Origin of the sequence: Paenirhizobium daejeonense, from assembly GCF_014280875.1 — a bacterium.
Lineage (GTDB): Bacteria > Pseudomonadota > Alphaproteobacteria > Rhizobiales > Rhizobiaceae > Allorhizobium > Allorhizobium daejeonense.
On sequence record NZ_JACLAL010000001.1, the window covers coordinates 329,654 to 351,354 of the forward strand.

Annotated in this window: 22 protein-coding genes; 7 read left to right on the forward strand and 15 right to left on the reverse strand. The window is 61.7% G+C overall.

All coding sequences use genetic code 11. The annotated features are described in order from the left end of the window. Nucleotides 1–1,089, reverse strand: coding sequence for an ABC transporter substrate-binding protein (locus H4I99_RS01520; protein ID WP_163903975.1), 1,089 nt, complete (start codon nucleotides 1,087–1,089; stop codon nucleotides 1–3). A gap of 274 nt (nucleotides 1,090–1,363) precedes the next feature. Between H4I99_RS01520 and H4I99_RS01525 the strand changes: the two genes are divergently transcribed. Then, nucleotides 1,364–2,290: a bestrophin family protein gene (locus H4I99_RS01525; RefSeq protein WP_163903977.1), complete on the forward strand. Its 927-nt coding sequence runs from the start codon at nucleotides 1,364–1,366 to the stop codon at nucleotides 2,288–2,290. Nucleotides 2,291–2,572: 282 nt separating this feature from the next. Then, nucleotides 2,573–4,462, forward strand: a complete 1,890-nt coding sequence (locus H4I99_RS01530; RefSeq protein ID WP_163903979.1) for a putative bifunctional diguanylate cyclase/phosphodiesterase — start codon at nucleotides 2,573–2,575, stop codon at nucleotides 4,460–4,462. A 46-nt stretch (nucleotides 4,463–4,508) separates the two neighbouring features. Here H4I99_RS01530 and H4I99_RS01535 read toward each other — a convergent pair whose 3' ends face one another. After that, on the reverse strand, nucleotides 4,509–5,798 hold the full coding sequence (locus H4I99_RS01535; RefSeq protein WP_163903980.1) for an NAD(P)/FAD-dependent oxidoreductase: 1,290 nt from the start codon (nucleotides 5,796–5,798) through the stop codon (nucleotides 4,509–4,511). A 121-nt stretch (nucleotides 5,799–5,919) separates the two neighbouring features. After that, nucleotides 5,920–7,077, reverse strand: a complete 1,158-nt coding sequence (locus H4I99_RS01540; RefSeq protein ID WP_425314345.1) for an AI-2E family transporter — start codon at nucleotides 7,075–7,077, stop codon at nucleotides 5,920–5,922. A 226-nt stretch (nucleotides 7,078–7,303) separates the two neighbouring features. Here H4I99_RS01540 and H4I99_RS01545 point away from each other — a divergent pair, with 226 nt between their 5' ends. After that, nucleotides 7,304–8,770, forward strand: a complete 1,467-nt coding sequence (locus tag H4I99_RS01545; protein WP_244624834.1) for a methyl-accepting chemotaxis protein — start codon at nucleotides 7,304–7,306, stop codon at nucleotides 8,768–8,770. An 85-nt stretch (nucleotides 8,771–8,855) separates the two neighbouring features. Here H4I99_RS01545 and H4I99_RS01550 read toward each other — a convergent pair whose 3' ends face one another. The 6 genes from H4I99_RS01550 to pqqA form a co-directional block, all read right to left on the reverse strand. Beyond that, nucleotides 8,856–10,151, reverse strand: coding sequence for a PQQ-dependent sugar dehydrogenase (locus H4I99_RS01550; protein ID WP_163903983.1), 1,296 nt, complete (start codon nucleotides 10,149–10,151; stop codon nucleotides 8,856–8,858). Nucleotides 10,152–10,379: 228 nt separating this feature from the next. Next, complete coding sequence (gene pqqE / locus H4I99_RS01555; RefSeq protein WP_163903984.1) at nucleotides 10,380–11,516, reverse strand: pyrroloquinoline quinone biosynthesis protein PqqE; 1,137 nt, start codon at nucleotides 11,514–11,516, stop codon at nucleotides 10,380–10,382. Next, entirely contained in the window at nucleotides 11,513–11,827 is a 315-nt protein-coding gene (gene pqqD / locus H4I99_RS01560) for a pyrroloquinoline quinone biosynthesis peptide chaperone PqqD (RefSeq protein ID WP_163903986.1), read from the reverse strand. The genes pqqE and pqqD overlap by 4 nt, the downstream gene beginning before the upstream one ends. Beyond that, nucleotides 11,824–12,627: a pyrroloquinoline-quinone synthase PqqC gene (gene pqqC / locus H4I99_RS01565; RefSeq protein WP_194362003.1), complete on the reverse strand. Its 804-nt coding sequence runs from the start codon at nucleotides 12,625–12,627 to the stop codon at nucleotides 11,824–11,826. The genes pqqD and pqqC overlap by 4 nt, the downstream gene beginning before the upstream one ends. Beyond that, on the reverse strand, nucleotides 12,587–13,525 hold the full coding sequence (gene pqqB, locus H4I99_RS01570; RefSeq protein ID WP_163903988.1) for a pyrroloquinoline quinone biosynthesis protein PqqB: 939 nt from the start codon (nucleotides 13,523–13,525) through the stop codon (nucleotides 12,587–12,589). The genes pqqC and pqqB overlap by 41 nt, the downstream gene beginning before the upstream one ends. Nucleotides 13,526–13,546: 21 nt before the next feature. After that, nucleotides 13,547–13,642: a pyrroloquinoline quinone precursor peptide PqqA gene (gene pqqA / locus H4I99_RS01575; RefSeq protein ID WP_099056987.1), complete on the reverse strand. Its 96-nt coding sequence runs from the start codon at nucleotides 13,640–13,642 to the stop codon at nucleotides 13,547–13,549. Nucleotides 13,643–13,867: 225 nt separating this feature from the next. On the opposite strand from pqqA, the gene H4I99_RS01580 reads away from it, so the two are divergent. After that, complete coding sequence (locus H4I99_RS01580; protein ID WP_163903990.1) at nucleotides 13,868–14,305, forward strand: hypothetical protein; 438 nt, start codon at nucleotides 13,868–13,870, stop codon at nucleotides 14,303–14,305. Nucleotides 14,306–14,324: 19 nt separating this feature from the next. Here the strand turns inward: H4I99_RS01580 and H4I99_RS01585 are convergent, their stop codons facing one another. After that, nucleotides 14,325–14,762, reverse strand: coding sequence for a RidA family protein (locus H4I99_RS01585; RefSeq protein ID WP_194362004.1), 438 nt, complete (start codon nucleotides 14,760–14,762; stop codon nucleotides 14,325–14,327). Further along, nucleotides 14,749–16,197 carry an FAD-dependent monooxygenase gene (locus H4I99_RS01590; protein WP_163903992.1) on the reverse strand — a complete coding sequence of 483 codons (1,449 nt, stop codon included), beginning with the start codon at nucleotides 16,195–16,197 and terminating at the stop codon, nucleotides 14,749–14,751. Before H4I99_RS01590 ends, H4I99_RS01585 begins: the two co-directional genes overlap by 14 nt. A gap of 76 nt (nucleotides 16,198–16,273) precedes the next feature. Here H4I99_RS01590 and H4I99_RS01595 point away from each other — a divergent pair, with 76 nt between their 5' ends. Further along, a complete protein-coding gene (locus tag H4I99_RS01595; protein WP_163903994.1) occupies nucleotides 16,274–16,951 on the forward strand; it encodes a TetR/AcrR family transcriptional regulator C-terminal domain-containing protein in 678 nt (225 codons plus the stop codon). Between the two features lie 24 nt (nucleotides 16,952–16,975). On the opposite strand, the gene H4I99_RS01600 is transcribed toward H4I99_RS01595, so the two are convergent. From H4I99_RS01600 to H4I99_RS01610, 3 genes are all read right to left on the reverse strand, one after another. Beyond that, nucleotides 16,976–17,539: a biotin transporter BioY gene (locus H4I99_RS01600; protein WP_163903996.1), complete on the reverse strand. Its 564-nt coding sequence runs from the start codon at nucleotides 17,537–17,539 to the stop codon at nucleotides 16,976–16,978. 65 nt (nucleotides 17,540–17,604) lie between these two features. Then, nucleotides 17,605–18,207: an energy-coupling factor transporter transmembrane component T family protein gene (locus H4I99_RS01605; RefSeq protein WP_163903998.1), complete on the reverse strand. Its 603-nt coding sequence runs from the start codon at nucleotides 18,205–18,207 to the stop codon at nucleotides 17,605–17,607. Further along, nucleotides 18,204–18,884 carry an energy-coupling factor ABC transporter ATP-binding protein gene (locus H4I99_RS01610; RefSeq protein WP_163904000.1) on the reverse strand — a complete coding sequence of 227 codons (681 nt, stop codon included), beginning with the start codon at nucleotides 18,882–18,884 and terminating at the stop codon, nucleotides 18,204–18,206. The genes H4I99_RS01605 and H4I99_RS01610 overlap by 4 nt, the downstream gene beginning before the upstream one ends. 368 nt (nucleotides 18,885–19,252) lie before the next feature. Between H4I99_RS01610 and H4I99_RS01615 the strand changes: the two genes are divergently transcribed. Both H4I99_RS01615 and H4I99_RS01620 read left to right on the forward strand, forming a co-directional pair. Then, nucleotides 19,253–20,443, forward strand: coding sequence for a winged helix-turn-helix domain-containing protein (locus tag H4I99_RS01615; protein ID WP_163904006.1), 1,191 nt, complete (start codon nucleotides 19,253–19,255; stop codon nucleotides 20,441–20,443). A gap of 22 nt (nucleotides 20,444–20,465) precedes the next feature. Beyond that, entirely contained in the window at nucleotides 20,466–20,882 is a 417-nt protein-coding gene (locus H4I99_RS01620) for a GNAT family N-acetyltransferase (protein WP_163904007.1), read from the forward strand. Between the two features lie 316 nt (nucleotides 20,883–21,198). Here the strand turns inward: H4I99_RS01620 and H4I99_RS01625 are convergent, their stop codons facing one another. Beyond that, nucleotides 21,199–21,654 carry a carboxymuconolactone decarboxylase family protein gene (locus H4I99_RS01625; protein WP_163904009.1) on the reverse strand — a complete coding sequence of 152 codons (456 nt, stop codon included), beginning with the start codon at nucleotides 21,652–21,654 and terminating at the stop codon, nucleotides 21,199–21,201. Between the last annotated feature and the right edge of the window lie 47 nt (nucleotides 21,655–21,701).

Sequence of the window (21,701 nt, forward strand, 5' to 3'; positions counted from 1 at the left end):
TCACTTGGCCTTGAACTGGGCGTAGGCGGTTTCCGCACCCTGCATGTCCATCCACAGGATGCCGTCGATATCGGCATCGCTGAGGTCGTAGTTGTAGAGGGTCTGGTAGGCCTTCTTCATTTCGCCGCGCAGGTCGTAGGTGAAGACGTCGGGATGCAGCAGGTTGGCGAGCCACATCCAGGTCAACGGGCTTTCCTGGCTCGGCGGATCCCAGCGATAGCCGCCGAGCGGCATCTTGTAGACCTTGCGCTCCTTGGCGGCCTTGGTGAGCGAGAGGATCGGATCGTTATAGATACGGTCGATCCCGAGCTTGGCTTCGAAGCTGTTGAGCAGGATCACGTCGGGGTTCCATTCGGCGATCTGCTCCGGGCTGATCGTCGTGCCGTTGCCCTGTACGTCGGAAGATGCGTTCACGCCACCAACGAGGTCGATGTACCAGGCGTTGTAGTTGCCCTTGTTGCCCGATGCCGTGAGGTTCTCGAGCGCCCGACCGAGATAGAGCACCTTCGGCTTCTTGTCGGCGGGAATGTCCCTCGCCTTGGCAGCCATTTCGTTGGCCACCGTATCGCGCCAGCCATTGATCAGGGCCGCGCGCTCGGGCTTGCCCAACGCGGTCGCCACCATGTTGTGGTAGTAACGGGTCTTTTCCTCGGTGCCGTAGGAGATCAGCGCGACGTTGAGGCCGGCATTGCTGATCGGGTCGACCAGATCGGCGCCGTAATCCGCCCACTGGATCACGAGATCGGGATGGGTGGCCGCCAGTTCCTCGATGTTGGGAATGAAGTTCGGCGCGGTGATGTCGGAGGGAATGTTCTTCGCCTCGGAGAAGATCCTGCCGAGTACGCCTTCCACGATCGCCGATTTTGCCGTCGGGTTCATGCCGACGAGCTTGGAGGTGCCGCCATCCATGGCAATGATCGTCGATGCCATCGGGATCGGGATCGAGGCGATGCGGTCGGCCGGCTTTTGAAGCGTGACGGTGCGATCCGCCTGGTCGACGATGGTGATCGGATCGGCGGAAGCCGTGGCGGCAAAGCCGATAGCCGCGACCGAAACGGCAAGGCGCGTGAGCAGGCGATCAGAAAGCATCGCGAGAACCTTTCGAAAAGTGGACAGTTTCTGTCTTGATTTCGGCGCCTCGGATCGCAAACATGAGTATATATGTCAAGAAATTTTGCGCTAATATAATTCCATATTTTCAAACGGATTGAGTAACATCGACGCAAGGCGTGGATTGAACCGTTTGAATTGGCTCTTCCGGTTTCCGGCGCCATGCGTTGCCGGTGCACGCTGGACAAAATCGCCTATGAAAGCGATAGACGAATGTCAGGCCCGGTCCCCGGGTAACAGAGGTTCACGTTCCATGATCGTCCGCGACCGGCCCGGTCTTCTCGCCTTGTTCTTCATTCTTCGCGGCTCGGTCCTGCCGATGATCTTTCCGCAGGTGCTGTTCGTCTTTGGCCTGTCGGCGCTGGTGATTTTGGCGCACCGGTTCTGGCCGGCTCTGGTTCCGGGCTTCAACAGCGCGCCGCTTGCGCTGGTCGGCATCGCGCTCTCCATCTTTCTCGGCTTCCGCAATAACGCCTGTTACGACCGCTGGTGGGAGGCACGAAAGCACTGGGGGCAACTGGTCATCGCGGTTCGCAGCCTCGCCCGCCAATCGCTGATCCTCGAGGGACGGATGCTCGATGGAGAACCGGTTGCGCGGCGCCGCCTGCTGGAACTCGCCATCGCCTTTTCCTATACGCTGCTGATCCATCTGCGCCCTGGCGGCGATCATGGCCGCATCCTCCTGCGCTTGCCGAAGGAGCGCCACGTCGCCTTTCTCGAAAGCCGCAACCGGCCGGATTTCATCCTGCGGGAAATGGGCGGCCTGACAGCACGGCTGAAGGCGACGGGAGCTCTGAGCGACATCGAATATTCCGTACTGGAATCAAGCCTTCACGATATGTCGTCGGTCCTGTCAGCTTGCGAACGCATCCGCTTCACGCCGGTTCCCTTCGGTTACACGCTGCTCCTGCATCGCACTGCCTATATCTTCTGCTTCCTTCTGCCCTTCGGTTTTGCCGATGTGTTGGGATGGCTCACGCCTTTCGCAACGGCTCTCGTTGCCTACACCTTCTTCGGTCTCGACGCTCTTGGTGACGAACTGGAGGAGCCGTTCGGCGACCTCCCGAACGATCTGCCGATAGGAGCCATTGCGGAGACGATCGAGATAAACCTGCGAGAGGCGCTGGGTGAAAAGGATCTCCCGCCGCTGCCGGAACCAAAGGGCTTTGTGCTCATGTAAGCACCTTGCCAAGCTATACTTGCCGCTGTGGCCTTAATACCAAGGTTCGGCGCTAGAAACCCGTTGGATGGCCATGGAATGGTCTGCGGCGTTTATTTTTCTTCAATGGGTTGCTGCTAAACAGGAAACTGTCTGGATGGATCCGATGCGATCAAAGCTGGCATGAAGGCTGGGCCGGACCTCAAACGCCTTCTCACAAGTAATCCAGCATTGGTCAGCAGTAGAATGATATCCCCGGACCCGGCGCGGCCCTCAATCTTCCCCGATGACAACGAAGAGGTCGTGGCCAACATTCCCGCGGACATCCTCCGTCAGGAGATGGCCAGCGCCTTCCGGCCCATCATACGGGGTTTCCTCGCTCCGGCGGCTGTCTACTATTGTCTGATCACCGTCGTTCACTTCCTTTTTCAGGACGGCGAGCATTTCCAGAAGCTTGGTGCTCTATCCTTCGTGACCTTCGTTGTAAGCCTCTATCTTCATGAGAAGTGGTTGACGCGTGATGGCGATTATCATCGGCTCGAATTGACCAATCTGGTGATGAACCTGCTGGTCTACCTCAACATCACCGCTACGCTTCTCATGGACTTCATTCCGGAGAAACTCGTCTATTTCGTGTTCGCTACGTTGCTTTTTGCGACCTCCGGAATCAGCGTCAGGATTATCGTCGCTTCATCCGCGCTGTCTCTTGCAACGATGCTCTGGTTCGCAAACCGCGCCGGTCCGGAGATTTTCTTTCAACATACGCTGATCGGTCTTGCGGGCACCTTCGCCGCTGTCGGAATGGCGCTTTTGATGCGGACCGCCATTCTCAAGGCTGTTCGCGCGCGTATCGCGGCGGACCTTTTGCGTACGCGTGCCGAGTTCCAGGCCGATATCGATTCCCTGACCGGCTTGCCGAATCGGCGCCATTTCTTCTCCACCCTCGAGGCCTTCGTGGCGAGCGCGTCGGAAACCGGCAGCCCTGTCTATGTCGGCATTATCGACCTCGACGGCTTCAAGCCGGTCAACGACCTGCACGGGCACGCCATCGGCGATGCCCTTCTGGTCGAAGTCGGACAACGTATCAGGACCGTCTGTCCTCCGGCCTATCTGATTGCGCGCCTTGGTGGTGACGAGTTCGCACTGGCCATCCCGAAGGTGTTGACCAGGGATACCCTGAACGCGGTAGGCCGCGACATATGCGACAGGTTGCGCCAGCCTTTCGTGATTTCCGGCATCGGCATTTCGATTTCCGCATCGATCGGCTTCGCCCATTATCCGACCAACGGCGAAACGGTTCGCCAGATCTATGAGCGTGCCGATCATGCCCTGTCCTGCGTCAAGCGGGGAGGCCGCGGCGGTGTGCTGATCTTCTCGGCCTGCCATGAAGCGGAGATGAACGACTTCGGGCGGATCGACCAGACACTGCGCAGCAGCGATCTCGCCAGGGAGCTCTCCGTGGTCTTCCAGCCACAATACGACCTCATGCGGCAGAAGATTGTGGGTTTCGAGGCGCTTGCCCGCTGGAGCAGCGAAACGCTCGGCAATGTTAATCCTGCCCGGTTCATCGCTGCCGCCGAACGCTCGGGCCTGATCGAACAGATGACGGGCATTCTTCTGCAGAAAGCGTTGGCGGCTGCGGTGACATGGCCGGAAGACGTCAAGCTTTCCTTCAATCTTTCGGCCGTCGACCTTGTCTCACCACGATCCATCGCAAACATCGTTGGCCTTGTCCAGGAAAGTGGACTTGCGCCGGAACGATTGATCCTGGAAATCACCGAAACATCGATGATGACCGATTTCGAGCGTGCACGCGGTTCGCTCGGGATATTGGACGCGATGGGCTGCCAGATCGCTCTCGATGACTTCGGGTCCGGCTATTCCAGCTTTGCCTATATCCATCGCTTCCCGCTGCACCGGATCAAGATGGACCGTTGCTTCGTGACCGGCCTCAAGGAGGACGAAGCCGTCGGCCGCAACATCATCCGCGCGATTGCGGATCTTGCCGCCAATCTCGGCGTCGCATGCCTGGCAGAGGGTGTCGAGACGGAAGCCGAACTGAGGGCGGTGCAGGCAGCAGGTATTCGTTATGTGCAGGGGTATTATTATGGCCGCCCGATGACTGCCGACGACGTGACCGACCGTCTTGCTGCGCAGGGTGATACCCCGCCTCAGGAAGAGGCGGCCTCGTAGCTTGAAGCCGCCCGACAGTTTCGTCTGTCATTCCTGGTCGCGTCTGTCATTCCTGGTCGAACGTGACTGCTTTCACCTTGTCTATGCCGAGCACTTGCAACGCGAGCTTTTCGTAGAAGGGTTCGGCTTGTCCGCTTTTTATCTTATGCAGGAAATATTTCTCGAACCCGATCTTCGCGGCATGAACCCATTTTCCCTGGGATGACCAGTTGACGTTGCGAGGCGGGATCTGCGGTTGCGCCACGAAGGCGATGCCGCTATCGCCGAAGTCGGCAAGGCACACCGCGTTCCATGTACTCTGTGCCTTCGGCTTTTCACCGCGCACCAACGCAGAAATATTCTTTGCTGTTGCCGTTACCATGCTCTCGATCATGAACCCTGTCTTCGGCACGCCGACAGGGACGGGTGTCTTTCCTGTGGGAGCGATTGCCACACAGACTCCGACAGCAAAGATATTCGGATACCGTCCATTCTGCTGATGCCGGTCGACCAGAATAAAGCCGCGCGGATTGGTGAGCCCCTCGATATCACGCACTGCCTCCACCCCGCGGAAGGCGGGTAGCATCATGGTGTAGACGGACGGCACGTCATGCGTGACCTTGATGGATCCGTCCTCGTTTACCTCTTCGACGGTGACCTTGTCGGGACCGACCTCCTTGACCCTGGCATTGGTGATCCATTTGATGTGTTTGGAGCGCAATGCGCTTTCCAGCAGGCTCTTGGTATCTCCGACACCATCGAGACCGAGATGGCCCATATACGGTTCCGATGTGACGAATGTCATCGGCACGCGATCACGGACTTTCGCATCCCGCAATGCCTTTTCTAGGATAAAGGCGAATTCGTAGGCCGGGCCGAAGCACGAAGCGCCTTGCACCGCACCTATCACCACCGGACCGGGTTTGGCTCGCAACTTTTCGAACGCCGCGCGGGCGTCAAGCGCATGATCGATATGGCAGACAGAGTGGCTGTTGGCGTCAGGCCCGAAGCCGGGAATTTCGTCGAAAGCGAGTTCCGGTCCCGTAGCAATCACAAGATAGTCGTAGTCGATGAAGCCGCCATCCGCGAGTTCGATGCGGTTTTCTGCGGCGTGCAGCCGTTTGGCACCTTGAGGATGGAGCGCGATGTCGCGTTTTCGACATGCGGGTTCCAGGTCGACCTCGATACTCTCTCTGTCCCTCCAGCCGACGGCAACCCACGGGTTTGACGGCACGAAGGAGTATCTCGTCCCCTTGTTGACGATCGAGACTCTGTCGTCACGTGACAGCGCCTCTCTCAGTTCATAGGCCATGATGGTGCCGCCGAGACCGGCACCGAGTACGACGACATGCGCCATGAAGCAACCTCCCGTTTGCTTTGCATATAAAAAATCATATATACGAAGATTTGAAGGTTGAGATTGCGTTTTGTCAAATTAGCCGAAAATCTTGAAGTGCCTCCGATTACCGGGAGGCCCGTCAGTCCGGGAGGTTCGGCTGAATGCGGTTCTGTGGCAGCAATTCGCTGGTGATGGTGATGGCAATCAGCGAAAGCGGCACTGCCAGCATCGCCCCTATGGCACCCCAAAGCCATGTCCAGAAGATAATGGCGACGAAGACGGCGAAGGGATTGATCTCCAGTCGTCGGCCCATGACCGCCGGAGTGACCAGGTTTTCCATCACCATATGCACCGCGAAGAAGGCGGCTGCGGGCAACAGGCCGAAGAGCAGGCTGTCATGGGTGAGAAGTCCTGCAATCGCAAGCGCGGTCGTCATGGCGGCGACGCCGAGGAAGGGCACGAAGCTCGACAGAAAGGCGAAAAAGCCCCAGAGCACCGGCATGTCGAGCCCGCCTACCCAGGCAATGATCGTCATGGAGATACCGACCACGGCGTAGAGCAGCGACGCCGTGGCGAAGTAGAAGCCGAGAGCCTGTTCGATGGCGTTGAAGGTGCGGATTGCTGCAAGTCGCCGTGCCCGGTCGCGGAAAGCGACGATCAACGTCTTGCGGATGGCGTGGCGGCTGCCGAGGAAGAGAACGAGAGCGGCAAAGAAGATCAGCGTTTGCACCACGGCGGGCGTTACCCGTGCGGCGACCGTCGAAAGCACGGTGCTGCTGTTTTCGATCAGCGCCTCCATGGACATCGGGCCGGAGCGAAAGCTGGCGCTGGTGATATGAAGCCACTTGATGCGTTGGAGATAGGGCAGGATGCGGTCCACTGCCTTTTCCGCCATGGTGGGCGCGCTGGCGGCAAGGTCGCTTAGCGGTCCGATCAGCGTGTTGGCGATGAAGAAGATCAGGGCCGCAAAAAGTGTGGTTAGAATGAGCGCGGAAAGCATGGAGGGAATGCCGAGCGCTCCCAGCCTGTCCGCCGCAAGCCCGAGGATCAGTCCGACGACCACGGCAAGCGTGATTGGTATCAGCACGCTCGAGGCGAGTTGGATTGCCGTCACCGCAAGGATCACGAAGATGCCGATCACGGACCAGATCATGGCGAGATCGAGTGCGGTCTTGCGTGCTTTTACGCGATGGGGGGCCCTGCGGCGTACGTCCGTCACCCGCGTCGCTCGTGCCTCCGTGGTTTCCTGGCTGGAGCCAGATCCCTTCGATCCGTCGTTCATGTTGGAAAGCCCCACGTAATGCTGCCTGACAACGCGACAAGGGCGGGAGTGTTCCCGTCAGCAATGTCTCCGTCCGTCAAAGTGTCTTTACTGATTATAACCTCCCGACAGCAGTCGTGACAGAGGCTCGGTCGACTTGGTCTAATGTCTAACATTCATGACTTTTTAAGCAATATTCTGTTTAGTGATGCCGCCTGTATGGCGAAAATTTGCACGTTATTCCAACGTGATGGGGGAAAGCATGGCGTTTTTTAACGGTCGTCAGTCGAAAGAGCTTAATGAACTGAGGAACCGTCTGGCTGTTATCACCGAGCGTTCGAATCTGATAGACGAGGCGTCTGGAGTAGGCCTCTGGGAAGCCGTGCTGCTCAACGGCGACGCGATGCATCCGCAAAGTCGCTGGACCTGGTCGGCGGAGTTTCGCCGGATGATCGGTTTCGAGACCGAAAAGGAATTCCCGAACGTCGTACAGTCGTGGGCCGACAGGCTGCATCCGGAGGATGTAGAGCCGACCTTTGCAGCTTTCGGCGAGCATCTCAAGGACAGGACCGGCAAGGTTCGCTATCGGGTCAATTATCGTCTGAAGATGCGAGACGGCACCTATCGCTGGTTCCGGGCGACAGGCGGCTGTATTCATCAGCCGGATGGCCGGACCATCCGCGCCTGTGGCTCGTTGACCGACGTTCACGAACAGATGTTGATGCAGCAGAAGGCTGCCGTTGATGCCGAGCACGATCGCATCGCTATCGAGGCAATCAACGAAGGGCTTGCCGCGCTTGCATCCGGCGACCTGACACATCGTATCACTGCCGAGATGCAGCCCAAGGCGATGTCGCTGAAGACCAATTTCAACGTCGCGGCGGACAAGTTGTTTGAAATGATGAGGTCGGTCGTGACCGTGATCGGATCGGTCAGGGGCGGCGCCGTCGAGATCGGCCGGGCTTCCGACGATCTTTCGCGACGCACCGAACAGCAGGCCGCGTCTCTGGAGGAAACGGCCGCTGCGCTTGAGCAGATTACCGCAACTGTCAAACGCTCCGCCGAGGGCGCGCGCAAGGTGGCGGATGTGACCGTGGATGCCCGTGCGTCCGCAGAGCAGTCCGGTGGGATCGTGGAAAACGCCGTTGTTGCGATGTCGCAGATCGAAGCGTCGTCGAAAGAAATCGGTCAGATTATCGGCGTCATCGACGAAATCGCTTTCCAGACCAATCTTCTTGCGCTCAATGCTGGAGTCGAGGCCGCTCGTGCGGGCGAAGCCGGCAAGGGCTTTGCAGTCGTTGCCCAGGAAGTCCGTGAGCTAGCGCAGCGTTCCGCAAACGCCGCGAAGGATATCAAGACGCTGGTCACCACCTCGTCGCAGCAGGTTGGTCAGGGGGTCTCTCTGGTTGGCAAGACCGGCGAAGCCCTGCATCAGATCGTCCGTCAGATCATCGAGATTTCAGCGCTCGTGAACGAGATTGCAGCTTCGACCCAGGAGCAGTCCGTCGGACTGAGCCAGGTCAATACTGCTGTCAACCAGATGGATCAGATGACCCAGCAGAATGCTGCGATGGTGGAAGAAACCAATGCGGCCAGCCAGTCGCTGGCACATGAGGCGGAGAACCTCGCCGGACTGGCGCAGCATTTCCGTCTCGATGGCGCAAGCTACGGGCAGCAACCTGCACGCTCCTCGTTCGCTCAACCCGTCCGGGCAGCCCGCGCGGCATAGTTCTCGAGCCGACGCGCTATTGCTGGTTTCAAACGGAAAAGGGCGGTCTTGCAACCGCCCTTTCTTTTTTTGCTTCAGCGTCGCCTCAGGCTCCCGTCACCCGCCAGATCACGTCACCCACATCGTCGGCCACAAGCAGCGAGCCATCCGGGCCGATCGTGACGCCGACCGGGCGGCCGTAGGAATGCTTCTCGTCGGGAGCGAGGAAGTCGGTGAGGATATCTCGCGGCGGGCCGGAAGGCCGGCCGTTTTCGAAGGGCACGAAGATCACCTTGTAGCCGGCGAGCGTCGAGCGGTTCCACGAGCCGTGCTGGCCGATAACCATGCCGTCGGGGAAGCCGGGCAGGGTACCGGCCGGAAGCCAGCAGAGGCCGAGCGAGGCGGTGTGCCCACCGAGCGCATAGTCCGGCCGGATGGCGCTGGCGACCAGCCCCGGATTCTGCAACACGCGGTCGTCCACTGTCTGGCCCCAGTAGCAATAGGGCCAGCCATAGAAACCGCCATCCTTCACCGATGTCAGGTAATCGGGCGGCGTCTCGTCGCCGAGGCCGTCGCGTTCGTTGACCACGGTCCACAGGTCGCCGGTGGTCGGCTCGAAGGCGAGGCCTACCGGATTGCGCAAGCCGCCGGCGAAAATCCGGTTATGCCCCGTCTCGAGATCCAGTTCGTAGATGCAGGCGCGGCCTTCCTCCGCCTCGAAGCCGTTTTCCGCGATATTGCTGAGCGAACCGACGCCGACATACAGCTTCTTGCCGTCGTGGCTTGCAAGAATGCTGCGTGTCCAGTGTCCGGCCGGCTTGAAATCGGCGATCCTGCGTCCCTGCGCGGCTATATGGGTCGCGCCTTCGCTATAAGGATAGGCGACAACGCCATCGGTGTTGCCGACATAGAAGGTGCCATGCAGCATCGCCATGCCGAACGGGTGGTTGAGTCCTTCCATGAAGGTATGACGCTCCTCGGCCACGCCGTCGCCATCGGCGTCGCGCAGCAGCGTGATGCGGTTTGGGCTTTCGCCGACGGCTGCGGCGCGCTTCATCGTCGAATACATGGCGTAGTCGAAGGGCGTCCTGATCCGGCCACCATCGACGCCGAGCGCCTCGGCCGTCAGCACGTCGCCGTTCGGCAGCACATGGATCCAGCGCGGATGCTTCAGTCCCTTGGCGAAGGCGTTGACCTTCAGGCCGAGGGCCGCCGTTGGCGTGTGGCCGTCGATCCAGCCGCGCGCAGTCGGCATCTTTAGCGTCGGAATGCGCTGGGCTTTCGCTTCGGGAATGATCGGTGCGCCGCCGATGGCCGGCCTTTCCGGGCTCTGTCCGAAGCGCCGCATCAGGATCATCGCCGCGCCGATCATGGCGACGATGCGCGCAAATATTGCCGACATGTCTTGTCCCCCCGTCTGATTTTCTCGACGCACCATAAAGCATGTCGCGCAAAAGTGTGCAGCGGTTTTGCAACAACGACATGCGACAACACAATGAACTAAAACGCGAGAAGCGAATCTGAAAGATCGCGCCGCGTTTTAGACAAAGCTTTCCCGCCTTGGAACTGACGATCGCCAATTTCAACGCAGTTCATCGATAAGCTCCGGGTGGCGGGCGAGCAGGTGGTCCTATGAAGATTGGATGGAGGGCTGCCGACCCCGATAGACGAAGGCCGGAGGTTCCGCGAGGCCATCCTCCTCGGCTGCCGCCGCAAGCGCTGCGTGGAGCGGCGAGTGCATGCAGACGGGGTCCGTCGCGCGCGCATCGCCGGCAAGCGCCATGGCCTGGCAGCGGCAACCACCGTGATCGATGTGCTTGCGGGCGCAGCTTCGGCAGGGCTCCCGCATCCAGTCATCGCCGCGAAAGGCGTTGAAGGCGCTCCCTTCGTACCAGATGTCGGCAAGCCCGCGTTCCCGCACGTTGTCGAAGGTCAGCCCATTAATGGTCTCAGCCGCATGGCAGGGAAGAACCCGGCCCGATGGCGTGACGTTCAGCCCGCTCGATCCCCAGCCGCCCATGCAGGCCTTCGGATAGCTGGAATGATGGTCGGCCGGGACATAATCGATCACCAGCACGCCTTCATGCCGGCGGCGGGCTTCCGCCACGAAGGCGTTCGCGGCTTCCACTTGTGCATGGGTCGGCATCAGGGCCAGCCGGTTGCGTTCGGCCCAGCCGTGAAACTGCACGGTGGCGATCTCGATGCGGCGCGCACCGAGTTCGATGGCGAGCGCCACCATTGCCTCGAGTTCACGCATGTTCTGCTTGTGGCAAACGGCATTGACCGTGAGCGGTATACCCACGCCGCGCGTCCAGCCGGCAACGGCGATCTTGCGTGCAAAGCCGCCCGCATAACCGCCGACGACATCGGCCTTTTCCGGCGTCGCGCCCTGCAGCGAAAGCTGTAGGTGGTCGAGACCGGCATCGGCAAGTTCGGTAATGCGCGCTTCGGTCAGCCCGATGCCCGATGTGATGAGGTTGGTGTAAAGGCCGAAACCGGCTGCAGCCCGCGTCAGATCGACGAGATCGCGGCGCGAGGCGGGTTCGCCGCCGGAAAGATGCAGATGTAGCACGCCGAGACCGGCGGCCTGCCGGAAGACCTCAATCCACTCGACGGTCGAAAGTTCCTCCGAGGCGCGGGTGAGTTCGAGAGGGTTGGAACAGTAGGGACAGGCGAGCGGACAGCGATGGGTCAGTTCCGCCAGCATGGCGATCGGCGGCGCGGGACGCTGGGTGACGAAGCGGGCGGGGCTTGAGTGCTCGTTCATGACGCAAGCTCCAGCAGTCGCCGGTTGGAAAACTCCCGGATGAAAGCCACGACATCGGCGAGTACGGCCTCTTTCGGCGCATCGAACTGCCGGGAAAAATCCCCGGCGATCTCGTCGAGGCTACGCTTGCCGTCCAGCGCTCGGACAATGGCGACCGCGATCTCGTCCAGCGCCAGCGCCCGTTCGGGGGCGAGCAGCACGGTCTGCCCGCGAACCGGATCCTCCCGCAGCTTCACGCCTCGGGCGAGCCTTGCGACGGTGTCGCCATCGACTGTGACTGCCGGGGCAGCAGGGGCGTCGCTTCCGCTCATTCCGCCGCCCCCTGCAAGGGCTGGTCGTCGAGATCTCCCGTCACGCCCTCGCGTCCGTCCCAGCCGCCGGGCGGAATGCGCGCCGGCGCCACGTAAGCCGAATGCAGCGTGTCCAGTTGCGACCAGAGTACATCGGTCTTGAAGGTGAGCGCCGCCGCCGCCGCATCCTGCTTCTCGAATGTGTCGGCATGGTCGAGCACATGGGCAAGCCCGAAGGCGACGTCCTGCGGCGCTTCGTTCAGCCGCTGGCGGAAGTAGGAAAGGGCGGCGTCGTCGGCAAAGGCATAATGTTTCAGCAGCCCGGCGATGCGGTTCTCGTGGATAGCCGGCGCGAAAAGTTCGGTGAGCGACGAGGCCACGGCCTCCAGCAGTGTCTTTTCCCGCACGAAATGCACATAGGCGTCGACGGCGAAACGGGTGCCCGGCAGAACGCCGCGGGTCGAGGCGACATAATCGGGATCGAGCCCCACGGCTTCCGCCAGCCGGAGCCACCGCCGGATGCCGCCGCCCTCCGTCAAGCCTCCGTCATGATCCTCGATGCGGCTGCGCCAGATGCGCCGGAGTCGGGGATTTTCGCAGCGGGACAGGAAAGCGGCGTCCTTCATCGGGATGCGGCTCTGGTAGTAATAGCGGTTGATGACCCAGGCGCGCACCTGCGTCATCGAACAGTCGCCGCCATGCAGCATCCGGTGAAAGGGGTGCTTGTCGTGATAGCGTGCCGCGCCGATGGCCCTGAGACGCGCCTCGAAGGCGGCTTTTTCAGGCGACGTCGATATCTGCGGGGATGCTGATGTCTGCAAGACTCACCTCCATGCCGTCATGGCCGATCTCGAAGCCCGCGGTTTCCACCTGCCGGCGCTCCGGTCCGGCCTGCCAGATCGGGTTGGTATTGTTGATGTGCACGTAGATTTTCCGCGCGAGCGAAAGCGCGGAAAGCGCTGCCAGGCTACCGCCCGCGCCGGTGATCGGCATGTGTCCCATGCGCCGCCCGGTCTTGTGGCCGACACTGGCAGCAATCATCTCGTGGTCGGTAAAGACGGTGCCGTCGAAGAAGACGAGGTCGGCCCCCTTGAGACGAGCGCCAAGTGCCGGCGTCACCGCCCCGCAGCCGGGAATGTAATAGGCCCGTCGTTCGCCGATCAGGAATTCCACCCCGACCGTATCCTCGCTCTCCTGCCCGAGCCTTAGACCTTCCTTCTCCAGATAGAGCGGCGTCTTGCCGGGCACGGAAAACAGTCGGATCCGCATCCCGGCAAGGGGAGAAAATACGGTGTCGAGCGCAATCGTCTTCCGCTCCACAAGGGCCGGGTCCAGAACCTCGAAGACCGGATTTTGCCGAAGCGTCTCCATCAGCGCCGCCGTGGCAAACAGCGTGAACGGCTGTTTTTCCCGAAGTGTCAAGAGGCCGGTGATATGGTCGATGTCGCCGTTTGTGACGACGACGCTACGGATCGGGCTGCCGCGCAGGCCGCGCGGGTGCAGGCAGGCATTTTTTTCAATCTGTGCCCGGATGTCCGGTGAGGCGTTGAAAATCGCCCAGTGTTCGCCGTCGGCGCTGGCAGCCAGCGACGATTGCGTCTGCGGCGTCACGCCCGATGCCGGATCGCGCGCCGCCATGCAGTTGGGACAGCCGCAATTCCATTGCGGCAACCCGCCGCCGGCGGCCGCGCCGAGCACGAGGAAACGAAGTTTGCTCATCGCCCCGTGCCCGCCGGGCGATCAGAACAGGACGGGTTCGTCACCGTCCGCCGGTGCGTAGCGGTTGATTTCCATGCCGCAGCTGACTTCGATGAATTTCGGTGCAGTCCATTTCATGGCAGTTCCTCCCGAAGTTGGTGGGTCCGCTTGCTGTCCTCCACCTTATGTGGACGCCGCTTCCCCGTGAGCAGGAAACACGGACTGGACACTCCTTCAAGCAGGGATGATCCTAGGAAGCGAGGGCGGTGGGCGGCAATACGGAGAAACGTATCGGTTTTGGTGAAGAACCGGTGCAGGCTGCAAACCGGCTCGGAACTGCTTTCGGGGAAGGGGAGGTTCTCGATGGGGATGAGACTTTTGAAAACGCTGCTTGTCATGCTCGCCGCTCTGGTCGGCGGTTATCTGGCAGCACTCGGCGTGGGACTTGCGGCCTTCGATGTCTTCGAGGTGTCGCAACTCGAAGGCGCCAATGCCATGGGACTGGCATTCTTCATCTGCCCCCTGGTAGCGGTGATCAGCGCTCTGATGGCGGGCATCTGGTACTGGATCGTCTCCGGCAAGCGCAATCCCGAAACAAGAGCCGCACCGGGAGCGAAGACCCGTATAGCCTGGGTGTTCGCAGCCACAGTCGGCGGATGGATTGCAGCCCTGCTGCTGCAGTGGTTTTTGGCTGGGCAATCCTACGAAACCTATATCGCGGCGCTCGCCGTCTCACTCGCGCCGTGGCTAGGGGGCATAGGGCTTGCCGCCGCCGCATGGTGGATGCAGCGGCGGGGTTGAGTCAGCGGAAGCCGGGTAATCACGGCGAGGATGGAACAGTAACCAGCGCCTCGATCTCCACCAGCCATTCGGGCGTGGCAAGGGTTTCCACGCCGATCCATGTGCTGGCGGTGACCGGCCAGCGCTCGGCGAACACCTCTCGCCCCGCCTCGAATATGAGGCCGATCAGCTCCGGCCGATGACCCACGACGTGGATGCGCATCTGCAGGATCTGCTCCGGTTCTGCCCCGATGGCAGCAAGTGCATGCCGGATATTGGCGAAGCACTGACGCGCCTGCCCGGCATGATCGCCGGGCGCGACGAGGTTCCCGTCCGCATCGAGCGCCACCTGTCCGGAGATCGCCGCAAGCCTTGACGCAGGTGGCGCAATGGCGATCTGGGCGATGTGACCGATGAAGGATTGCGTGAGGCTCGGCGGGTCGAGCCTTTCGATAGACACTATCTCACGCTGCCGCATAGAGGTATCCGTCAGGCCGGATCGTCATTGCCACCGGCAGACCCATGGGCAGATCGGCGGGCAGGGCGGCGCTCTTCGCGTGGGCGGAGATGGTCGCGACATTCTCCTCACGCAGCCAATGCGGGCGTGCGGCGCGAGTGCCCGGCTGAAGGGAAAGATCCAACCACCGGCCATCCTGCATCAGTTGGTAAAGCGTGGTCTCCGAGCCGTCGTCGAGCACGAGGTCGACATCGCCAACCGATGTGCCCGCCTTTGGATGGTCGGCACCGACGACGTCGGTATCCATCCGACCGTAGCGGATGCCGAAGCCGGAAAGCTCCGCCGCCAGCCGGTGGTTGACCGCCGGGATTTGCAACAGCCCGTTCAGGGCTTCCCTGAGCGCCAGTGTTGCCGGGTTGAATTCGGTCATCAGCGCGACCTGGGCAAGCGTGTTCTTGTACAGGCCTTCACCCACCGGGCGACGTTCTTCGCCATAGCTGTCCAGCAGCGATGCGGGAGCATGGCCGCGCACCACCATGGCCAGCTTCCAGCCGAGATTCATGGCGTCCTGAAGTCCGACATTCATGCCCTGACCGCCCGCCGGCGCATGGATATGCGCGGCATCGCCGGCAAGCAGGATACGTCCGCGCCGGTAGCTGTCGGCAAGGCGCGTCTCGTCCGCGAAGCGCGACATCCAGATCGGATCGCGAGCGCCGAAATCGCTGCCCAGAATGCGCCGGGCGGATTGCGTGACTTCCTCAAGCGTCACCGGTTCGGTGCGGGTCACATGGCTGCGCAGGGGATCGACCAGAACGATGCGGTGATGCTGCCCGTCTCCAAGCGGCGCCACCATGGCGCATCCGTTTTCGTTGACCGTCGACAGGACCGATCGTGCCGGCGGATTGGCCAGCACGACATCGGCAAGCATCATCGTGTGGCGGGCCGGTGCGCCGGAAAACGGGATGCCGGCGCTTTCCCGCACGATGCTTCTCGCACCATCCGCGCCGACCAGAAAGGCGCAGGCATGAACCGCCCCCTCGGTCGAAACGAGAACCTGCCCGTCCTGCTCCTCGATCTCGGTAACGCTCTCGCCGCGCACCACTCTGGCGCCGAGTTCAATGGCGCGTTCTTCCAGCTGCGCCTCCGTATCCGACTGCGGCAGGTAAAGCGTGAAGGGGAAGCGGCTGTCGAAGGTGGAAAAATCGAGCCGCGTGTCGAGCACGCCGAAATGACCGCTCGGGATCGGCCGGCCGGCGTCAAGGAAACGTTTCTCCAGACCCCGAAGAGCGAAAAGCTCGATGCTGCGCCCGTGAATGGTCAGGGCGCGGGATTGCCGGCTGCGCTCCGTGCGGCGCTCGAGGACCAGGACATCGACACCTGCGAGCCTGAGCTCGCAGGCAAGCCAAAGCCCGACTGGCCCGGCGCCGACAATGATGACTTCGTGAAAGTTTTGCATGACATATCTCCAATCTAACGTTGTTAGGTTGATCTAACGATGTTAGGGAGTCAAGCGAGATCGATGGAGAAAAATCATGGCTGTCGTGAAGGAAGAGGTGATCGCCACTGCGCTGGGCCTGCTCGATGAGAGCGGTCTGGAAGGTCTGACGATGCGCAAGCTGGCGGAAACGCTGAAGATCCAGGCACCATCGCTCTATTGGCATTTCGCCAACAAGGATGCCCTTCTCGACGGAATGGCCGAAGCCCTGCTGATGCCCGTGGCGGTGGAAATGCGGATGGGCGAACCGTGGGACACGCGTCTCGCGGCAATCGCAAACGAGTTGCGCCGCGCCCTGCTGTCACGTCGCGATGCCGCACGCGTCTTCGCCGGCACGTTTCCCGTCTCCGGCAATGTGCTGCGGGTCGGGTCTCATGTGATGGAATGTCTGAAGGAGGCGAGCGGCGACGAGCGCCTGGCGGCCTGGGGCACGTTCACACTGCTCTATTACGTGCTCGGCTTTGCGATAGAGGAGCAGGCATTCACGGAAAAGCAGGGGAAGCAGCAAGCGGCGGCCCATCCGCCGGAATTGCTGGAAGCCTATCCTCTCGCCGTCTCTGTGATGGCGGAAATCACCGGCGAGAGCAGCGACGAGCGCTTCGATTTCGGCCTGCGGATGCAGATCGAGGGCTTCAGGCATGTCGCCGCCCGACACGGGGCGGCGAAACAAAACGATGCCGCCGGCGAGGGCGGCACCGCGCTCAGGAAGGGCTGACGGCTTGAAGCCTGTCGCGATCTTTCAGGCCCGCTGCGGCAACAGCGGATAGCCGACCATTACGGCGCGGCCGGCGAGACCGGCGACGGCAGCCTTCAGCAGATCGCCCGGAATGAAGGCCATCGAGCCGAGGAACGCCTTTTCAAGCCCGAGGCCCGCGCCGAAGGCGAGATAGCCGATGCCGAAGAGATAAAGCACCACCACACCGCCGATGGCGGCCGCCGCGAAGAACCCGAGCGTCTGCGGCAGCGCCGCCATGGCCGGCCGCGCGAAGCGTTCGGCAATCAGGCCGGTGACATAGGCGGCGGGAACCCAGCCGATCAGAAAGCCGACCGTCGGCCCAGCGAAGACGGCAAGACCGCCGCGACCGCCCGAGAGCACCGGCAGGCCGATGGCCACCAGCAGGATAACGAGCAGGGGCGCCAGCGCCCCGCGCTTAGCCCCGAGGATGACGCCGGCCAGCATCACCCCGAGCGATTGCAGCGTGATCGGCACCGGAATGAAGCCGAGCGTGATCGGCGGGATAAGGCCGAGCGCCACGATGATTGCGGCAAACAGTGAAACGAGGACGAGGTCGCGGGTGTTCATTGTGTCTCCCTTGCTTAGGCCCGCCCGCAATCGCGGCGGCCTTGCGAATTTCCCCCAGCCCTTGCTCATTGGCCGCGAATGCCGCGCGCGTCAATGGCGGCCGCAATGTTGTCGGCGTCCTTCAGTGTAGAAATGATCAGCGGCCCGAGGATTGTGGTGACTTTCGGCCGGATACCCCGCGCCCGATGCGCCTCGCGGATCGCCTCGTAGCGCGTCAGGATCTCCGGCACGAAACGGACCACCAGCCCGACCGAAAGCCCGATATCTGCAGCCTTGACGAGCCCCAGCCGCTCCAGCGGCGAGGCGGCGCGGGTAATCGTGTCGATGAAGGCGGAGACCGTAGTGGAGGCCGTGACGGCAGCGCCCAGCATCATCAGCATGGAAAGCCGGAGTGTCGTGACCATGGCCTCTTCGGAGCTTGTCAGCAGAAGATGGAAGAGACCGACCAGTAGGATCGTCGCAATTACCGGACGAAGCGGCCTGATCGCGGCTGCAATCGGCTGGCCGAGGCTGAAATAAAGCCCGCTCGACAGAACGAGCGCCGGCACCAGAAAGCGCGGATCGCGGGTGAGGAATATGAGAACGGCGGCAAGCGCCAGCCCGGCGATCTTTAGCGCTGCGGGCAGACGGTGTAGCGGGCTCTTGCCGGCAACATGAAGGCTTCTCATGGCAGGGCAAGCTTCCGGTAGCGGGCAATCGCATCCTGTGGCCCGCCGTCGAAGGCGAGCCGCCCCTGATGAAACACCAGCACACGGCCATAGCCGGAAACAAGGTCGAGATCGTGGCTGATGATAATCGCCTGTTGCGGCAGCGCATCGATTGCCGCCTGCACCATGGCGCGGTTCCTGAGGTCGAGCTGGTTGGTCGGCTCGTCGAAGATCACGATATCAGGCCCGGTGACGATCACGGCGGCAAGCGCCGCAAGCTGCAACTCGCCGCCCGAGAGTTCATGCGGCCGCCGGTCCGCCAGATGGGTAATGCCGAGCTGCGTCAAAACACCGTCGACCGCTTGCGTCAGAGCTTCGCCTTTGATGCCCCGGCTCTTCGGCCCGAAGGCGATGTCGTCGCGGATGATCGGCAGGATGATCTGGTTGGCCGGGTTCTGGAAGATGAAGCCGGTCTTGGAAAGCACCGCCTTCTCGTCCTTCACCGTGTCGAGCCCGTCAAGCGTCACGCGTCCGGCGGAAGGTTTCACCAGCCCGTTGATCAGCCGCGCGAAGGTCGTCTTTCCCGAACCGTTGAGACCGATCACGCCGATGCGGTGTTCCTCAAGCGCAAGATCGAGCGGCTGAAGCGCCACATGCGCGCCGAAACGCACCTCGGCCCGGTCGAACGTGATCTGCAAGCGGCTTCCCCCGACTTTCAAGTGCCAGAAATTCAAGTGGAGGTCTCTATAGACCTTGGGGCCGGGGAGGGGAATATGCATCGAAGCAGCGGGGAAATGCCGCTCATCCCCCTGTAGCCCGGCCCGTCGCTCGGGCTCCGGGCGTTCGTCGCTGCAATCGATTCACCTGATCGATTGCTCCGCTGCGCGGACCGCTCCTCACCCCCGCAGGCGGGGAGAAGGAACTTGTGGCAACGTTTCGTCTCCCTCGCCCCGCTTGCGGGGAGAGGGCGGGGTGAGGGGCCATTGCTCCGACCCGCGACGAAAGCGAAATAATAAACTCGCATCACGCATTGAACATATCATGAACATTCGCTAGCCTCCTGCTCATGGCGATTCCGGTTTCCAATGCGCAGGCGCGAAAGATCTTCATGGAGCGGCAGGGGCTTTCCCGGCCGCCGCATCTGGCGCTTGGCAAGGCGGGGCTGCTCGATCTCGTGCATGACCTCGGTTTCGTGCAGATCGATAGCATCGCGACGGTGGAGCGCGCCCATCACCAGATCCTGTTTTCGCGCAACCAGACCTATCGGCCGGAGCATCTGTCCGCCCTGATCGAGAAGGACCGAACGCTTTTCGAACACTGGACGCACGACGCCTCGATCATTCCGTCGGCCTTCTTTCCCTACTGGAAGCACCGTTTCGTGCGGCGTGAGGCGAAGATCCTGGAAAACTGGCGCAAATGGCAGGGCGAGGGCTTCGATCAGGCCTTCCAGCAAACCTATGAACGCATCCGGGAAAACGGCCCGGTCATGGCGCGCGAGGTGAAGGCCAAGGAACACAAGTCCGGCGGCTGGTGGAACTGGCATCCTTCGAAGACGGCGCTCGAATATCTCTGGCACACCGGCAAGCTGGCGATTGCCGGACGGGAGAATTTCCAGAAGATCTACGATCTGTCCGAACGGGTCATTCCCAAGGAACATTTCGAGGCGGAGGTCGATCACGACGCCTTTGTCGACTGGGCCTGTCGAAGCGCCCTGACGCGGCTGGGCTTTGCCACCTCGGGCGAAATCGCCGCCTTCTTCGATCTGGTCAGTCCCCAGGAGGCAAAGCTCTGGGTGGAAAGCCACCGCGACGAACTGGAGGAAGTGGCGATCCAAACGGTCGATGGCGGCAAGCCGCGCTCATCCTTCGCCTTCGCCGAGGGGCTGGAAACACTGCTCGATGCGCCCGAACCATCGGCCCGCATCCGCACGCTCAGCCCCTTCGATCCCCTGATCCGCGACCGTAACCGCACCGAGCGTCTATTCGGCTTCTTCTACCGCATCGAGATCTTCGTGCCGGAGCCGAAGCGCGAATACGGCTATTACGTCTTCCCGCTTCTGGAAGGCGACCGCCTGATCGGCCGCATCGACATGAAGGCCGACCGCAAGACGGGTGTGCTCGATGTCAAACGGCTCTGGCTGGAAAAGGGCGTGAAGCCCTCCGCCGGCCGGCTGGAAAAGCTGCAGGCCGAACTCACCCGCATCGCCCGCTTCGCCGGCGTCGAAACAGTGGTGCTGCGCCAGGGGTGGCGGGGATAAAATCTCAAAAGGGAGGGGACTTATGTCCGACAACAGCGATTACCGCATCGAAGCCCGCGTGCCCGGCATCGAGGATTACCTGCGCCTGCGCCTTATCTCGGGCCTCAGCCCTTTTTCCCGGGAGGCGGCGGAGAAGGGCCTGCCGAATTCGATCTTCGGCGTCAGTTTGATGCGGGGCGAGGAGGTGGTCGGCATGGGCCGGATCATCGGCGACGGCGGCTGCTTTTTTCAGGTGACCGACATCGCCATCGACCCGGCGCATCAGGGTAGGGGACTGGCAAAGTGGATCATGCAGGCTCTCTCCGATTTCATCGCGACGCTGCCGAAATCCGCCTATGTCAGCCTGATCGCCGACGTCCCGGCCAACCGCCTCTACGCCCAGTTCGGCTTCGCGGAAACCGCACCTCGCTCCGTTGGTATGGCCCGCAAGGTCGTCTGAACCGATGGCCGTCTTTATTGGAAGGTCACAGGTGCCGGGGCGTCAAACCGTCTGCCTGGGTGCTCAAAAAACTCCAAGCTGAACCCGCCCGCTTCGTGGTCGTTGAAACGGTGGTGCTGAGGCAGGACTGGCTGGGGTGAGTGTGGGCACATGTGCTCGACCGCCTTACGCCAATACGGGACTTGCCCTGGCGTGTAGATGAGGGATTGTTTTCACCTCGCCGCGGTCGCAGAACTGCAAGCAAGCGGGGCCAATAAGCAGAGGTTGCTCAAGCGCTATGGCGCCGTCGTGGTTCAGCAACGGCGCCCGCGCATCTTCAGGGCTGCGCCTTCACCGGCAGCCTGAAGGGTGCGCCCAGCCGGTTGAAGGCGTTCATCGCCGCGATTGTGATTGTGAGATCCACCAAATCCTTAGGCTCGAAAACTGCTGAAACGGCAGCGTAGGCTTGGTCGGAAGCATGCGTCTCGCTGACTAGCGTCACCTCCTCGGCCCAGGCCAGCGCCACGCGGTACTGTTCGGAGAATAGGTGCGGCACCTCTTGCCATACCGGGACCAGAGTGACCTTGTCGGCCGCCATCGTCTTCAGAAGATCGCGGGTGTGCAGGTCGATACAATGTGCGCAGCCGTTGATCTGCGATACCCGCAGGAACACCAGATGGACAAGTTCCTCAGGCAGATTCGTGTTGTGTGTGACGTAGTGATGGATGCCGAACAGGGCCTTGGCTCCAGCGGGTGCTACCTCGTACCAGTTGAGGCGCGTGGTCTCATTCATGATGGTCTCCTTGAATTGGCGCCAACCTGCGGCGCTGCTCGGTTGAC